This window comes from Paenibacillus sambharensis (genome assembly GCF_003233845.1).
In the GTDB taxonomy this organism is placed as follows: Bacteria; Bacillota; Bacilli; order Paenibacillales; family Paenibacillaceae; genus Paenibacillus_I; species Paenibacillus_I sambharensis.
The window spans coordinates 165,862-182,522 of the sequence record NZ_QKRB01000054.1 but is presented as its reverse complement, the minus strand read 5'-3'; the positions used below and the strand labels follow the sequence as shown (position 1 = coordinate 182,522).

The following is a 16,661-nucleotide window of genomic DNA, read 5'->3' as shown; positions in this document are numbered from 1 at the left end:
GCATATCGCAGGACACCCGGAGGGATCAAGCGCCTGTTGGAAGAATAGATGATTAATCCGCACTGTCCGCATAAAACACAGGACAATCTGATCTAATGATTATCCCTGTCACAATGATAAGTTGAATCAGGATGGCGACATCCCAGGCAAGAGCCAGCCATCTGCATAAACAGGAGGAGAAACGACCGTTATGAGCAGATTCAGCCTCTTCAGCAAAATGATCCTATTCGGCTGCGCCGTCAGTGTCCTACCCCTGCTGGCACTCGGGTACTTCTCCTTCCAGAAGTCATCCGCGTCCATTCAACAGCAGGTTAACGAAAGCAATCTGCAGATCATGAGCCAGATTAACGGCAGTACCGAGCAGATTCTCCGGACAATCGACTATACACTTAACTATGTCATCAATACCAATCAGCTGCAGGAGGCGCTGTACCGCCAGCTTACCTACCATGATTTTCAGCTGTACTATAACCTCAAGCGTGAGCTCAGCCTGCTTCAGTCACCGGAAACGCATGTGACCGATGTCATTCTGGCTAACGCCTCCAAGGATTGGCTGATCAACAACCGGGGGCTGTACACATTTTCTGGCTATGAGCATCAGGAGACCCTGTCCGAGCTGATGAAGCTCCCCGAGAGCACCAGCTGGGTGCTGCTTGAAACCGGCACGATCGGCTCCAGTGATAATGAGAGCTACGGCTGCAGCCATACCATTGTACTGGTCAAAAAAATGCCTCTTCTTCATCTTGGCGAGAAGCGCGGCGCGGCGTTCGCCACCATTCCGAGCTGCCAGCTGGGCGCCACGCTGGGCAATCAGGACAGCTCCAAGCGCACCATGGTGCTGGGGAGTGATTACCGGATCGTCGCCCACCCGCAGCCGTCCATGACCGGCAAATATCTTCATGAAACGCCCGAGGGGAGAAATCTTGAGCCGGACCTGTTCGCCGGTGATGCCGGTCAATTCACCCTTGATGCTGGCGGCAGGGAGCTATCAGTCACTTATGTGCGCTCCTCCTTTAATGGCTGGGTATATGCCTCTTTTACGGAGATGGGCGAGTATACCCGGGAAGCCCGTTCGATAGGATGGTTTACCTTTTATGTAAGCGCTCTTATGGTTATACTGGCTGTCTTATTCCTCTGGCTGGGCAGCCGGAAGGTATACATGCCGATCAGACAGATGTTTCAGGCCATTGCCGAGCGGCTGCCTGTTCATATCGCGACCAGCAGGAATGAGCTGCAGGTAATCGACGCCCACATTAAGGCGCTGTTTGCTTCCAATACCCAGCTGCAGGAAGAGCTTGATCAGACAAGCCGTCAGGTCCGCACCTACTTCCTGCTGAGACTTTATCAAGATCAGCTTGCGCCAGGCGAGATCATGGAGCGATTCCGGTTGTTAGGCTATGACAGGCAGGTCGATGACTGGCAGCGGCTCATTGTGATGACGCTTCAGATTGACAGCCTGGATGATACCCGGTACAGTCCGAAGGACCAGGATCTTCTGCTCTTCGCGATTAATAACATTGTGGAGGAAATGATCCCTCCGGGCGACAGGCTGCCTCCCGTCATTGTTGATCAGACGCAGGTAACGCTTGTCGGTTCGGCAGGCAGATCAGAGGAGGAATTCGGTAATAATATCTATAAGCTGACGGAGCAAATTCAGCAGCAGCTGAAGCATTATCTGGACCTTGACGTCAGCATTGGAATCAGCCTTCCCTTCGATTCACTTAAGAAAGCCGGACGGGCTTACCAGGAAGGGCTGGAAGCACTCAAGCACAGGCTGAAGTTTGGCAAGGGCGTCATTATTCCTTATTACAGCCTTAACGAAGGCAAGCATTCCGGGGTTAGCTTCTATCCCAAACAGCTGGAAAACCAGTTGACCGATGCGGTCAAGCTTGCGGATGAGGCGAAGGCGCTGGAGCTTCTGAAGCAGTGCCTCGATCAAATATTTTCCAGTGAACACACGCCCAGGGAATACCAGATCTCGCTCATCCGGCTGCTGAATGCGCTGCTCATTGTTATGCAGGAAGCAGGGATCCGGTGGCAGCAGCTTGGCCTGCAGGAAAGCTCGGTATATGATGAACTGCTGCAGCTGTACGTCTATCCCGAGATCGACAGCTGGTTCCGCCTGCGCCTCATCATTCCCATGGCGGACGTGTTCCGGCAGCGTCAGGAGTCACAGTACCATAATCTGTCCGAACGGATCATAACCATGATCCAGCATGAATATGAGACGGACCTTACTCTCGAGAAATGTGCTTCCCGGCTTCATTACAATGCCTTTTATTTGAGCAGTGTCTTCAAGAAGGAAACCAATCTGACCTTCAGTGAATACCTGTTCCAGTACCGCCTTAACAAGGCCAAGCAGTGGCTCGTCGAAACCGATATGTCAATCAAGGATATTGCTGAGCGGCTGACCTACAACAACTCTCAAAATTTCATCCGCTCCTTCCGCAAGCAGGAGAACATGACACCTGGACAGTACCGGAAGCAGTACAGCAGCCCCGGCAGCTAAGTCTTCTCGGCCGTTCCGTTTGGGGCTCTGCCGGCGAACCTGTGTATACAAGGGGCGCCTGTCCGCATGATTGCGGCAGGCGCCCCTTGTATTATTTATCCGACCAGACACCGCCCTTGTATTCTGTTTCGTCATGCTTGACGGCTTCTCCCGCACATCTTGCTCCTTCCATCACCTCGGCAGCATTATCAAGCGGCTTGTAGCCGATCAGCTCATCCAGATAACTAATGTCGTAATAATTATCCGAGTTGTTCGACGTGCCGTACATGGCCAGGAACTTCATGTCCTTATCCGCTTCAATACACCGCTCTGTCAGCTGCACAAGGTCCCTCGCGGAAATCCAAATATGGGCTGCCCGGTCCGAATGAGGACAATCATCACCCGGAAAGTTGCCGATTCGCATATTAAAGGAAGATATACCGTATTTGTCTGAATACAACCGTCCCAGCAGCTCAATATAGCACTTGCTTAGTCCGTAGAAGCTGTCCGGCCGGTAGGGATCGGCAGCGCCAATCTCTTCGTCCACCTCATAGAAGCCGGTTGCATGATTGGAGCTTGCGAAGATGACCCGCTTGACCCCATTCTTGCGGGCCGCTTCATAAATGTGATAAGCCCCTGTTACATTAATAGGCAGCACCTTGCCGAGAAAATCCTCCTGATCCTTCGCCCAAGCGATATGCAGAATCGTATCCACTCCCTCCGTCAGCTCAAGAAGCCTCTCCGGGTCAGTCACATCCAGCTCCTCTATCCCCTTGTCCTCATCGCCCCGGATATCGCCGGCTACAATCTCATACTTGTCCTTCTCGCGCAGTCCCTCCAGAATGGCGCTCCCTACGACACCAGCCGCACCCGTGATTAACAGCTTTCTTCTCATCGCCCTCCACCTTTCGAACTCATATTGATTGCAGGCCGTGTATGAAGTCAATGCGAGCAGTCCCGCCTTACTTTGTATTACCCAAAACGGGGAGCTCTATTGCCGGTATACTGGAAAGCCTCTAGGCGAAAGACAAACAGGGACGGCCGCAATCGGCCATCCCTGCCCTGCTTCAATTCTTTTAATACTCAACCAGTCCGCTTGTCATCATATTGTAAAGGATGACGGCAGCCTGCGCGCGGGTCGCGCTCTGCTTCGGTGAGAAGGTGTTATTGCCTAGGCCGGATATGAGTCCAGCTTCATACATAGCGGATACAGCATCCGCCGCATAGCCGGAAATGTCGGCATGGTCGCGGAACGCCGAGCTTGATCCCGAAGATGCAAGCTTGCCGCCGGAAGCCTTAATCGCTTGGGCCATCATAACAGCCATGTCCTGACGGGAAATCTCCTCATGAACGCCAAACGTGCCATCCGGCTTTCCGGTAATAATGCCCAGCTTCTCCGCATTCGCAACCGACTGGTAATACCAGCCGTCCTGCTTCACATCCGTAAAGCTTGCAGAAGTCTGCACATCAGCCAGTCCAAGGCCGCCCATCAGCATATGAATGAATTCAGCTCTTGTCAGCTTGGCTTGCGGTTGATACGCGCCCATTCCCGTCCCGCTCACCACGTCTCTTGACGCAAGCCACTCCACCTGCTTCTCCGCCCAGGTATAAGCGGAGGTATCGTTAAATTTCACATGGTTGTGAAGAGCCGCGTAAGTGCCCGCCTTCTCCGGGTAGAACGTTATCGTACCGGATGCTGCAGCGTATACCGCATTCTTCACGACCGCCTGGCTGCCGCTTGTCACGCTGCGCACTATGATATGATCCGCCGTTTCGCCTGCCTTCAGGGTATACGGAATCGTGACGGCTGCCTGACGGGCTTGCCAAGCTGCCGGTTTACCGTCTACGCTCAGGCTGATGCTGTAGGCCATATTTCCGCCGGTCCCCTGCTGCACGGCAGCCGACTGGCCGGATACCGGAACGCTGGCTACTGTCCACACGATCTTGTCTGCACTGCCTTCAGCACGGTCCATGAGCAGCTTAGCGTCGATAACCGCCGTTACATCGCCGGCAGTAAACTCGACGGACTGCAGTACGCTCTTGTCAGCGCTGCGCAGCCATGCCGCAGGAATTACGATGTCGGTTGCATTCACTTGCTGAGACTTCTCTACTGCTATCGTCACGCGACTGGCGCCAGCCGCCGCCTTTCTCAGATCGGCTTCTGTCAGAGCGGCCGTTGCTTTACCGTTATCGTTCACACTGGCATTCACGGTAACCTTCGAGCCTTCAATCTTACCGCTTGCGGCTGCCGCAGGTGCCGAAGAGTTCGTCTGCGATGCGAGAGGCGGGTTCGGTATCGGCGACGGTTTGCCCGGTGTGCCTGGTTCTGTCGTGCCTGGCTCTGTTGTGCCTGGTTCTGTCGTGCCCGGTTCTGTCGTGCCCGGTTCTGTCGTGCCCGGTTCTGTCGTGCCCGGTTCTGTTGACCCCGGCTCCGTTGGGCCCGGCTCTTCCACCGGTACGTTAAGCTGATCGCCTTGATTCAGCAGCATGGCCGTCAAGAAAATTAGCGGCGAGTTATAGTTGAGCGCCTGCTCATTCGACTCCCAGTCCACGGTCGAAGCATTGTACGCTTTTGCCGGGAACTTGGCCTTCCAGTTATTCGGGCCGCCCGGCATGTAGCCATTTGGCATTTCGACCACATAGTCTCTCATGAATATTTCACTGTGTGTGATGCGCACACGATGATCGCCATAACCTGTGATAAAGCTCAGCTGCAGCGGGTTAACGCCCAGCAGATAGTTCAGATTCGCCTGCGCGACCTCAATATTGCGATAATCATATTCACCAATCAGCTTGCTGCCGACGGCCAGGCTGAACGGTACGCTTGCCACGTTGGAATTCGCTCCCCAATAGAAGCCTTCATCCGTGGAATTCCGCCATACTGTATTATAGCTGGTATCAAGCACACTGCTGCGCCACTTCTTATACTGCTCAGTAAACCAAGTCTTCACATCAGCATCAGGCTCGCTGCTGCTCATGTAATGATAGTAAGCCACCATCTCCATGCCGCCGATGCCATGCGAGAAGGTCTCTTCTTCAAATTTGGCGGTGAAGTCGGCATAATGTGCTTTTACAAAATCATTGTACTGCTGCTCTCCCGTTGCCCGGTACAGCGCAGCCGCTGCATAGAAGCGGTCGTTCACGTCTTCATTGTCATTATAAGGGCCATCCGGCTGCGGAATGAGCTGCGGGTTTGCTGCAAGGAATGTCCAGCCCTTCTGGGCTGCCGCCAGCATTTCAGCCGCGTAAGCTTCAAGCCCTTCAACCTCAGCAAATACAAGAGACGCATGTGCGAGTGCACCCACCGTAGCCGCTGTCTGCGCAGTTGGAATAACACTTGTATTTCCCGTACCGTCCATAACCATCCGCGCCTCTTCACGGATCATGTATGAGTAGAATCCGCCAGTTGCATCATCCTGCATGCGGAGGAAGAAATCTGTCTCGTATTTGATTTCGTCCAAGAGATCCGGAATACCGTTGCCGCTCTCGGGAATATTCAGCTGTCCGTCGGTAAACAGCCCCGGATAGGTCTCATACGCCCATAACAGGTCGGATACAGCCGTTGCGCCTGCCGTTACATATTTGCCGTAATCCCCTGCGTCGTACCAGCCGCCTGACATATTTTTGCGAATCGAGGGATTGGATTGAAGCGGCGCATCCGCATCTCCCATATGGCGCGCTTCTCTCGCAAAATCTCCGGCATGCTCGGCAAGCAGCTCCGCATTCGCACGCTGGAAGTAGAAGAACTTCTGCACATCTTTAAGCAGATCAGCGTAAATGTCGCCGCCAATCCTGAAAGGTGCTGATTGTGCGGCCACGCCCTCAACCGATACATAATAAGTGCCGCTTTCTCTAACTGGGGTAAAATCAGCCCTCAGCACCTTCTCGCCAGAAGCCGGATCATAAGCAGCCACCAGGGTCAATTCACCTGTGAATACCGTGCTGTTGTCCGATGCCCGCTTAACTTCAAAGGCCGTACCCGGTTCAGCACTCAGTTCATTGTAGTAGCCGCTGATTAGCGCGTACTTTTCCACGCCCGGCAGATAGCCCACCTGATTCACCTTGATTGGCGCGTAGCTCGGTTCCTTGTCAGTCGACGTAATCCGTATATCGCGAACCGATACATCTACAGGTGAATCATCCACACCCGTTATCGTGAGCAGTTGAACTCTGCTGAGGTAAAAATCCTCATTCTGATCCGCGATATCCTTCACCGGGATCGATACACGCTGCCACTGATCCGTCACCGAAGCATACTGGTTAATGTTCTCCGACAGCACCGTGATCTTCGTCTCTGCATCGTGAGGCCTGTCATCCGTATCCGGATAGAACGTCCCGTCCTTCTTCTGACGCTCGTGGACGACATCAATGAAGCCAAGCTTGAGCCCGCTGCCCGCACTGCCTTTAATATCAAACTCCACAATACCGTTCTCGTAGTAATTCGTTAAGTCTTTGGTCTGCCAGCCGTTCGTTATTAGATTAGCAGCCCACCAGCCGGTTGTCTTAATACGAGCGGCCAGTTTTCCATCAGCCGTATCGGCAGGCAGGAAGTTGCCTGCACCAGCTTCAACACCATACCCCCATCCTCCGAATGTATCCGTCATCACTTCAATATCAGCCAGCTTGTTCCAATCCGGTCCCCCTGGCGGCAAATAAGCTTCACCCGATGGACTAATGCTTGCTGCAGCCGGGGCAGCAAGTGAGAAAGCGATTACAACTGACAATAAGCTTGAAACCCATGCATTACGTGTTCTCTTCCTAGCGTGGTTCGACAAATGAATTATCCTCCCCGATATATGTAATTATGCCGAGAGCGAGAATCTGTCACTTAGGCGGATAGCCCGTGCCGCCCCTGTAAGAACGCTTTCAAAATGGTTCAGCCCCTTTGTGTCGACAAAACCCTCTGAACGATTGACGCCCTGCCTGCATATTGGTATTTTACAATGTAAGCGCATACTAATATACCTGAATAATTAGCTCTTTATTCCTCTAATAATTAGATATCCTAACCGAAACACGTAAGTTCGCTTACATTTCATTCGATTTCACCAGCCTTTCATTATAAAATAATTACATTTAATGTTAATGAGTCGGGATTCAGCTAATTTATCGGCGAGCATGAATACATTGCTATCATGTTTGCAGCAGAGGACTTCATCGGCCCTTCCCTATCCGCGCCCAGCTACCGTCCTGAAGGCTATACAAACTTAATGACCTATTCCTGGATTGGTAGCAAAAAGATATAAAAATATCATTGATTATTAATTAATTATTGTCTACAATCATTAACAGATGTCTTAGTGATAGCATGCATGAATAATGCCTGCGTACACATGACCAATAACCCGTCGGAGTATGTGAATACGCTGCCGATTCAGTGGGGGAACCATGAAAATTGATGTTACTGATAAGTGGCTGCCGGTATATGAAGCATTAGCCAGCGCTGTCCGCATTGAGATGATCCAACTGCTTGCCAAACAGGAAATGAACGTAAAAGAATTAGCGCAAGCGCTTAACTTAAGCAGCGCGATTATGACGATGCATGTCAAGAAGCTGGAGAAGGCCGGCCTTATTAACACCACCATGGTATCAAGCCGCGGCGGAGCCAAGAAGGTATGCTCACTAGCCGTTGAGGGACTTGAAATCGCTTTTCCATCCAAAGTATTACCGCAGAATCGCGACTATCATCTTACCGAGGTCTCTGTCGGACACTACACAGATTTTCAGATCGAGCCTACCTGCGGACTTGCAACAGTTGAAAGCGTAATCGGAATCTTTGACGAGCCTCGCTACTTCCTTGATCCCGAACGGGTAAATGCCAAGATCCTGTGGTTTGGTCAAGGATACGTGGAGTATAAAGTGCCTAATTTCCTGCTGCGCACCGAGGAACCGGTCGAGCTTGAAGTTTCGATGGAAATTTCCTCTGAAGCTCCGTTTGCCAATGAAAACTGGCCATCTGATATCACTTTCTTCCTCAATGGTATCCATGTCGGTACCTGGACAAGTCCTGGCGACTTCGGCGGTGGTAACCGCGGCAAATACACGCCTGACTGGTGGTGGAACGAAATTAATCAGTTTGGCCTGCTCAAGGTGCTCAAGATTAATGATAAGGGGACCTTTATTGATGGACAGAAGCTATCCGAGGTCACATTGGACCAGCTGGACATCAAGCAGAAGCAGTGGACCTTCCGCATGGCTGTGATGGACAGCGCCCAGCATGTTGGCGGCTTGACGATCTTTGGTTCAGGCTTCGGAAATTACAACCAGGATATCAACTTCAAGCTGTATTATGAGAAGAACACACAAGCATAATCAACCTTCCAACCCTGCCAGGCAGCATAAGCCGGCAGGGTTGTTTAATGCTGCCAGGATAACTGGATAAGGCCCTCATGCACATTGGAATGCGCGTGAGGACCTTATAAAAGGCATATCCGTTCATATACCTGGAAGCACAATATAACCAGGATTAAGCTTTCACCAAGCGGATAACGTTCCAAGATTTTGCTGCAAGAACAGCCTGCAATACGCCGCCATCCAGCTTGCTGTTACCGCCCGAATGCGGAACAACAGCCTCTTGGGCAGCACTGTTTCTGGCCTTCAGATCGGAATTCTCGAGCACAATGTGCTCTGCAATCTTATATCCTTCAAAGCTGCGCATGTCGCACTCCAGCTGAAGCCCTTCCTCGAGATGACGGTTCACTGCGAAGATAGCCACTTCTTCCTTCTCTTCATTATATACCGCTGTCGATTCCAGGTAAGGGACATCCGTAAATTCCTTGGAGTCATAGACCGGAGACTTCGACAAGGTATGAAGCGCCACTCCTCTGCCGTATAACGAAGCATGAAGGTAAGGATAGTAGATAGTCTGACGCCATGCACTGCCGCCCTGTTCTGTCATAATAGGTGCGATAACGTTGACCAGCTGTGCAAGGCATGCAATCTTGACTCGGTCTGCATGCTTTAAGAAGGTAATCAGAAGCGTGCCAACCAGCAGGGCATCCTCAAAGTTATAATGATCCTCCAACTGTGGAGGTGCGATCGTCCATGGCTCGATCTGCTTGTCCGCATCATTGGAATGATACCATACGTTCCACTCATCGAAGGACAGGTTCAGCGTCTTCTTGCTCCGCTTCTTCGCCTTGATAAAGTCAGCTGTCGAGATAACCGTCCGGATGAAGCGGTCCATCTCAAGCCCTTTAGCCAGATAGTTCGCCGGATCATTCTCGGCATTGCCGAAATATTGATGAAGCGAAACAAAATCGACATGCTCATACGTGTGCTCGAGTGTAGTCGCTTCCCACTGCGGGAAGAGCGGCATAGCCGAATTGGAGCTGCCACAGGAGACCAGCTCGATCGTCGGGTCAACAAGCCGCATGGCTTTAGCTGTCTCCGCAGCCAGCCGGCCGTATTCCTCAGGTGTCTTCTGGCCAACCTGCCAAGGGCCATCCATTTCGTTACCCAGACACCAGGTTTTAATTTTATGTGGTTCTTTGTAGCCGTGCGAAATCCGCAGATCACTGTAGTAGGAGCCGCTTGGATGATTGCAGTATTCCAGCAGATTACGTGCAGCATCAATACCGCGTGTCCCCAGGTTAACGGCCATCATGACATCGGAACCGGCTTTTCTTGCCCAGTCAGCAAATTCATTCGTACCCATCTCATTCGTCTCAATGGTCCGCCAGGCAAGCTCCAGCCTGCGAGGTCTGGAAGCAACCGGGCCTACGCCGTCTTCCCAGTTATACGCGGATACCATGTTGCCGCCCGGATACCGGACAATCGGAACATTAAGGTCACGAACCAATTCCAATACATCTTTCCGGAAGCCTTGTTCATCTGCCGTTGGATGGCCTGGCTCATAGATACCGCCGTATACCGCTCTTCCCAAATGTTCAATAAACGAGCCATAAATCCGCTTGTCTATTTCTGCTACACGATAAGCTTTATCAACAACCATACTGGCTTTTTTCAGCTGGGACATGTCTTAACTCCTTTTCGGGTAGTGTCATAGCCTTTTAGGGCAAAAAAAAAGGGGTAATCGAATGATTACCCTTTCACCCCTGAGATTGCAACGGATTCGATAATTTGCTTCTGGAAAATCAGGAATACGATCAGCATTGGAAGCAATGCGATGATCGAAGCCGCCATAATAAGCGGATAGTCTGTCTGAATCGCATACGTTGCGTTATAGTTGGCAATAACCAGCTGCAGCGTCTGCTTCTCCGGAGAGTTCAGATAGATGATCGGCGCAAGATAATCGTTCCAGATCCCCATAAACCAGAGGATCAGCTGAGCTGCAATAGCCGGCTTGATGAGCGGGAACGTAATACTGGTGAAGATACCGAAGTACGATGCTCCGTCAATCTTGGCCGCTTCAATGATCGCATTAGGTACGCTCATCAAATACTGCCGCAGGAAGAAAATCATAAAGATGTTACCAAACAATCCCGGTATGATCAGCGGCAGAAGCGTGTCCACCCATCCTGCCTTGGAAAACATCATAAACTGTGGGATCATAACAGCCGGGTAAGGAATCATCAATGAAGCAAGCAGACCAAGGAAGATGTAATCTTTACCCGGGAAGCGCAGCTTTGAGAAGGCGAAGGCAGCCAAGCTGGATGTCAGCGTACCGATAATCGTAACACTGACCGCCACGATAACACTATTCGTGATACCTTGAAGCAGCGGTCCCTTTTCCCAGATTTCAACATACTTCTCGAACACCCAAGGATCAGGAATCCATTCAGGCGGAAGGGCGAAGACGTCCTCCCTTTCCTTGAAAGAAGTCGTCAGCATCCAGATCAGCGGTGCGATCATAAAGACAGCACCGATTAGAAGCACAATGTAAATTAATATATCGGCAAATATGCCTTTTCGTTTGGTTTCACTCATGACGGTTCTCCTCTCTATAGACTATTAATCGTGATTGTCGGACGATTTGTCCAGTTTGAATTGGATGAGCGTAACGACAAAGATAAATAGTCCCAGTACTGCCGCCATGGCGGATGCATAACCCATTTGCAGATTGCCAAATGCCTTCTGCCATACATAGAAGACTACTGTTGCCGACGAATATTCCGTGCCACCGGTCGGTGTCATGATGTTGATCTCGGTGAAGATCTGGGACCCGCCAATAATGCTCGTTACAACGATAAAGAAGGTTACTGGCTGTACCATCGGCCAAGTAATATGGCGTAGCTTCTGAAGTGCATTCGCACCGTCCAGGTCAGCCGCTTCATAATACGATCTTGGCACGCTCTGAAGTGCCGCGAGGTACAGAAGCATCGAATAGCCGAGCCCCTTCCACACCGTCATGATAATAATCGCCGGTTTAACCGTATGTTTATTGGCTAACCAGTTTGGTCCTTCAATACCGAAAATCTCAAGGAACTGATTAACCAAGCCATAGTCACCGTTATAGGCCCACTGCCACAGGATGGAGATAGCAGCCAGCGATGAAATAACCGGAACGTAGTAAATAACACGGAAGGTCGTCGTGCCGAACTTCCCTCTGTTAAGTGACAGTGCCAGCATAAGTGCAAGCGCCAGACCAACTGGGATGCCCAGCATCAGGTAAAACGTATTGAAAAGCGCCTTGTGAAACTGTTCATCGGCTAGCAATTCCTTGTAGTTGGCCAGGCCGATAAAATCCATGCGTCCAAGGCCGTCCCAGTCGGTAAAGGAACCCCATAGGGAATAAAGTGCCGGGAATAAAGCGAAAATCAGAAATCCTAAAACGGGAGGCAGTATGAATAGGTAGCCATAATATTTCTCTTTACGGTACAGATTGGATTTGGTTTTCATGTTTCACCCCTGGTTATCCACGGAACGAAAATGATGTTAGTTGTCAAGTTAACCCAACTAACATCATTTCCCCGTTAAAAATGACTACTGTCTATTTCTCTGTTTAATTATTTTTTGGACTTTTGCTCTTGCTCGATCGCTTTGTCAAGCAGCTTTTGCATTTTTGGCTGTTCTGCCTTTACATACTCAGCAGCGGTAACCTTGCCGTCAAGCACAGGCTGGATGTCCGTAAAGAACAGCTGGTACCATTCTGCATTATATGTCCGGTAACCAGGGAGTGGACGGCCGTACTCGTTAACGATCTGCAGGAACTCTTGCTTGTTAGCAGGCTTCGTGGACTCATTTGCAGCCCAAGCTTCAGCCATTTCAACCAGGTTAGGAATCTGGATCTTCGCATCAACAAGCGCTTGCTGGCCTTGCTCAGATGCTGTCAGGTATGCAACCAGTTCTGCTGCTGCCTGTGGATTCTTGGTCTTGCTGGAAACACCTACACCCAGGGAGCCCAGCCATGTAGCCGTCTCACCAGTGGAGCCTGCTGGGTAAGGAATCAGATCATAATCGAAAGGAAGCGATTCGTAAGTTGCCAGATCCCAAGGACCAACCGGGAAGAATGCAAGCTCGCCTTTCATCCAGCGCTGGTAAGTGTCAAGCGTCTGTGCATCTTCGATCGATGGAGTGATCTTGTAAACGTTCTGCATGTCAGCAAAGTACTGCAGCGCTTCAGCGAACTTAGGATCATCAATTGTTACCTTCGTGCCAGTCTCATCCAGCCAGTCAGCACCGTTGCTCCATACGAAAGCTTGAAGCGACCAGTTTACGTTAAAGCCGGTACCATACTGGTCTGGCTTGCCGTCGCCGTTCTTGTCGATTGTCAGCTGCTGATTTACCTTGATGAACTCTTCCCAAGTGTAAGGCTTGTCCTTGTCAGGAAGCGGAATGCCTGCTTCTTCAAACATCGTCTTATTGTAACCGAGGGAGAATGGACCCAGATCCTTCGGCAGACCGTAGATAGCGCCTTGTCCAACTTGATTGCCATCATAACGATACAGGTCAACGCCCTTCTGCCAGAGCTTGCTGATGTCTACGTTTTCCATGCCTTCAACATATTGCGTAATATCAAGCAGCACGCCGCCATTTACGTAGGCTCTAAGATCACCAGTATCAAAGAAGAACACGTCTGGCAGGCTGTTGCCTGTAATAGCTGCCTTCAGCTTTGTTGCATATTGGTCAGGCGCAGTTGTGATTACTTTAACCTTTACGTTCGGATGGTCTTTCTCGTACTGTGCAACTGTGTCCTTGTACGCCTTCTGTTCTTCAGGACCGCCGCGGAACATGAACGTCAGCTCAGCCTTTTCATTGCCGCCGCCTTCTCCGCTTCCCCCGGTATTGCCGCCGCCATTGTTGTTGCCGCCGCAGCCTGCAAGAACAAGAACAAACGCCATCATCAGAGTTACTGCCGACAACCATTTCTTTTTGCTACCCACTTGAAACCCCTCCTAAATGTAAAAGCCAGATGATGTATTCATTTGCAGAAATGCCTGCAAATATTCAAAAACAATTTGCACCATTATTAATTTATATATTAACTGCAAAATGTTTTTGTTAATACCATGATAATTCAAAGCGCTTACAATGTCAATGATTAATTTTAAGCGCTTTCTTCGTACTTGCAAATTAATATTTATATTTACAAGAAAGAGTTAACTTTCATTACTTCTATTCCACAATGGAATCCAGCCTCACAGCATATTGCAGCAAACGCTTTCATCCAAGCTCCGCGATAAATGATTTACTGCGGTGGTGTGCACGCTTAAACCGTTTCCCTCCTGTACGACATGAGGCCCGGTCCATGCCAGCCCCATGCCAGTCGCAGGAAATCCTTACTTCTGTGCCCCAGGGATACCGAAATCCGGTGTTCCGTCTTCACGCCAGGTAATAGCCTGAACACGTGCATGACGGTTAGGATCATACAGCGGGTCCCCTGTAATGTCCTTGTAGCTGCGAGCATGATAGACAAGCAGGTCTTCCTTGCCGTCCTCAGATACCGTAAAGCTGTTATGACCTGGGCCGTAATGCTCGGTTTCCTCGCTTGTGGAGAATACAGGCTCCGGGCTTTTTTCCCATACAGACGGATCAAGCAGGTCAGCGTTTTCATCAGCGGACAGCAGTCCCATACAATAGTTGAAATCTGTCGCGCTTGCCGAGAAAGTGATGAAGATTTTACCGTTGCGCTTCAGAACAGCCGCACCCTCATTAACCAGGAAGCCAATCTTCTCCCAATCGTATTCCGGTGTTGTAATCATGACCTGCTTGTCAATATCAATGGTCCAAGGGTTGGTCATTGGTGCGATGTACAAGTTCGAGTTGCCTACGATGTCTGGATCCTTCTGGGCCCATACCAGGTAACGGACTCCGCGGTGCTCGAACGTCGTTGCATCCAGAGCGAAGGACTCCCATTTTGTCTTGATCTGACCCTTCTCAACCCATTCGCCTTCCAATGGATTCTCTGAATCATTCTCCAGGACGAACATCCGGTGGTCAAACAGACCTTCATTGGTTTCAGCTGTCCATGCTGCTGCAAAGTAGATATACCATTTGCCATCAATGTAGTGAATTTCCGGAGCCCAGATATTTGCACTCATTAAACCGGTTTCATGTTTGCGCCATGCTACCACTGTCTCAGCATCAGCAAGACCGTTAAGTGTCTTGGATCTGCGCAGTTCAATCAGATCATAAGCTGGCACTGAACCGGTAAAGTAGTAATAACCATCCGTGTGACGATAAACCCATGGATCAGCCCGCTGAAGAACAAGAGGATTAGCGTACTGGTTTCCCTTAGTGACTGTTGACATGAATGTCCACCTTCCCATCTGCTAATTTAACATTTTTGTTATATTGTTAATATCATGATTATATAAATAACATCAATGTGTGGCAATAGCAATTTTCCCGTTTGTGAAGGTTACCAAGTTTATTAACATAATAGACACATAATAGCCTGACCCGTCTCAGTTTTTCCCGTTCTGGATAGAACTATTCTGAGCCTATAAAAAACCGGCTTCCTTATTTATATCGGAAACCGGCGAAAAAATCATTAACCTTTTTATTGTAAAAATTATTAGATTTGTTAACGACTTTGGGTAATAAGCAGCGCATTGCTGATCTGGCGTCCAGGTGTCGTAATATAGCTGCCCTTATAGTATAAACCGCTCGAAGCGCCGCCATCCATATTCATCGCCTGATAAGCCCCTGCCTGCTGCATAATGCTCGCCAGCTGAGGAATGGTCGCGCCATTGCTTGTTACGAGCAGCAGCTTATGGTCACGGGTCAGGCCAATAGCGCTCCGCGCTCCGCCGCCCGTTAATATTTTCGCATCACGGAAGCCCTCTTCTGTGACATTAAGCGTGATCTTGCCATTGGTTACAAGCCGCGGCCCAACCTGTAGGGCGCCGTCTACATCACCTTGTTCGAAACGCTCTGGAAATGAGCGGCCCGCGATCATTTCGGCACGATTCATCTCGTCAAAGAGGAAGACAGTTCTCCTGTCACCCGAGCTCTTCTTCTTGATTTCGCCCTTATCAACAATCCAGCCATACGGTACTTTGTAACTCTCATCCGAATAGGCATCGAAGTATGTTCCATTCATTGCAACGACTGCCTTATGGCGTGAGGCTAACGTCTTCAGCTCCTCAACACGCCCTACCGTCCCTCCTGCAATACCTACAGACAAGTCAATAGACGGATGCAGAAGAGATACCGTCACGATGTTAACTGCCTTCGAAGATCCGCCCACCTTGAAGGAACGCTTCGCATGCTTAAGCGGTTCCCCGCTGCTTACCTTCACGCCTTTATTGATTACAGGCAGCTTGTAGGTGTCCTCCTGATAAGTCACGAAGAGAGAGGAAGTGGCCCCATCCATCTTGGCGCTTAACCCAAGGTTTTGGCAGATGAACTTAAGCGGCGCATATACAACCCCCTCCTCGGTGAAAGGCTTGTCATCAAGCGTTACCTTCTTATCATCAACTGAAGCCTGTGTCTTGCCTACATAGAGCGTAATTTGCTTTGCGTCTTTATGAATGACAATCTTGCCTTCCTTGCTGTTCCACTGCACTTTGGCGCCTGTCTGCTCGCTGATGAAGCGGATCGGCACGAATGTCCGGTTAGTCTTCGGATCATTGTAGCCGTACAGCTTGGTTCCTGCCGCCGCCGGCATAGCACCAAGCAGCAATGACATGAATACGGTCCAAACGATAATTTGACTGCGAATCGGTTTCATACTCAACTTCCTCCGTGTTATCTCTAGTGGTTCTCACCCTAGTTTTATATCGGCACAGAGGGAGGAAGATTTTAGGCTAATACATTCTTCGCGTCA

10 protein-coding genes are annotated in these 16,661 nt (G+C 50.2%); 2 read left to right on the top strand and 8 right to left on the bottom strand.

All coding sequences use genetic code 11. The features are described 5' to 3' along the window. Positions 1 to 190 precede the first annotated feature (190 nt). Complete coding sequence (locus DNH61_RS19840; protein WP_111148560.1) at positions 191 to 2,509, top strand: helix-turn-helix domain-containing protein; 2,319 nt, start codon at positions 191 to 193, stop codon at positions 2,507 to 2,509. A gap of 91 nt (positions 2,510 to 2,600) precedes the next feature. Here the strand turns inward: DNH61_RS19840 and DNH61_RS19835 are convergent, their stop codons facing one another. Together DNH61_RS19835 and DNH61_RS19830 are read right to left on the bottom strand one after the other, a co-directional pair. After that, positions 2,601 to 3,383, bottom strand: coding sequence for an NAD-dependent epimerase/dehydratase family protein (locus tag DNH61_RS19835; RefSeq protein WP_111148559.1), 783 nt, complete (start codon positions 3,381 to 3,383; stop codon positions 2,601 to 2,603). Positions 3,384 to 3,564: 181 nt separating this feature from the next. After that, complete coding sequence (locus DNH61_RS19830; RefSeq protein WP_146241095.1) at positions 3,565 to 7,263, bottom strand: glycoside hydrolase family 9 protein; 3,699 nt, start codon at positions 7,261 to 7,263, stop codon at positions 3,565 to 3,567. Between the two features lie 613 nt (positions 7,264 to 7,876). On the opposite strand from DNH61_RS19830, the gene DNH61_RS19825 reads away from it, so the two are divergent. Then, the gene (locus DNH61_RS19825) at positions 7,877 to 8,800 is read left to right on the top strand and encodes an ArsR/SmtB family transcription factor (protein WP_111148557.1); all 924 of its coding nucleotides are present in this window, start codon (positions 7,877 to 7,879) and stop codon (positions 8,798 to 8,800) included. A 154-nt stretch (positions 8,801 to 8,954) separates the two neighbouring features. On the opposite strand, the gene arfA is transcribed toward DNH61_RS19825, so the two are convergent. The 6 genes from arfA to DNH61_RS19795 form a co-directional block, all read right to left on the bottom strand. Next, positions 8,955 to 10,466, bottom strand: a complete 1,512-nt coding sequence (arfA, locus tag DNH61_RS19820) for an arabinosylfuranosidase ArfA (protein ID WP_111148556.1) — start codon at positions 10,464 to 10,466, stop codon at positions 8,955 to 8,957. A 65-nt stretch (positions 10,467 to 10,531) separates the two neighbouring features. After that, on the bottom strand, positions 10,532 to 11,377 hold the full coding sequence (locus DNH61_RS19815) for a carbohydrate ABC transporter permease (protein ID WP_111148555.1): 846 nt from the start codon (positions 11,375 to 11,377) through the stop codon (positions 10,532 to 10,534). 24 nt (positions 11,378 to 11,401) lie between these two features. Next, positions 11,402 to 12,289: a carbohydrate ABC transporter permease gene (locus DNH61_RS19810; RefSeq protein WP_111148554.1), complete on the bottom strand. Its 888-nt coding sequence runs from the start codon at positions 12,287 to 12,289 to the stop codon at positions 11,402 to 11,404. Positions 12,290 to 12,396: 107 nt separating this feature from the next. Next, positions 12,397 to 13,773: an ABC transporter substrate-binding protein gene (locus tag DNH61_RS19805; RefSeq protein WP_425452283.1), complete on the bottom strand. Its 1,377-nt coding sequence runs from the start codon at positions 13,771 to 13,773 to the stop codon at positions 12,397 to 12,399. A gap of 396 nt (positions 13,774 to 14,169) precedes the next feature. Further along, entirely contained in the window at positions 14,170 to 15,141 is a 972-nt protein-coding gene (locus tag DNH61_RS19800; protein WP_111148553.1) for a glycoside hydrolase family 43 protein, read from the bottom strand. 275 nt (positions 15,142 to 15,416) lie between these two features. Next, on the bottom strand, positions 15,417 to 16,565 hold the full coding sequence (locus DNH61_RS19795; RefSeq protein WP_111148552.1) for a phosphodiester glycosidase family protein: 1,149 nt from the start codon (positions 16,563 to 16,565) through the stop codon (positions 15,417 to 15,419). Positions 16,566 to 16,661 lie beyond the last annotated feature (96 nt).

Coding starts and splice junctions, on each gene's coding strand:
- DNH61_RS19840 (WP_111148560.1), top strand. CDS start 191: ATGAGCAGATTCAGCCTCTTCAGCAAAATGATCCTATTCGGCTGCGCC.
- DNH61_RS19835 (WP_111148559.1), bottom strand. CDS start 3,383: ATGAGAAGAAAGCTGTTAATCACGGGTGCGGCTGGTGTCGTAGGGAGC.
- DNH61_RS19825 (WP_111148557.1), top strand. CDS start 7,877: ATGAAAATTGATGTTACTGATAAGTGGCTGCCGGTATATGAAGCATTA.
- arfA (WP_111148556.1), bottom strand. CDS start 10,466: ATGTCCCAGCTGAAAAAAGCCAGTATGGTTGTTGATAAAGCTTATCGT.
- DNH61_RS19815 (WP_111148555.1), bottom strand. CDS start 11,377: ATGAGTGAAACCAAACGAAAAGGCATATTTGCCGATATATTAATTTAC.
- DNH61_RS19810 (WP_111148554.1), bottom strand. CDS start 12,289: ATGAAAACCAAATCCAATCTGTACCGTAAAGAGAAATATTATGGCTAC.
- DNH61_RS19800 (WP_111148553.1), bottom strand. CDS start 15,141: ATGTCAACAGTCACTAAGGGAAACCAGTACGCTAATCCTCTTGTTCTT.
- DNH61_RS19795 (WP_111148552.1), bottom strand. CDS start 16,565: ATGAAACCGATTCGCAGTCAAATTATCGTTTGGACCGTATTCATGTCA.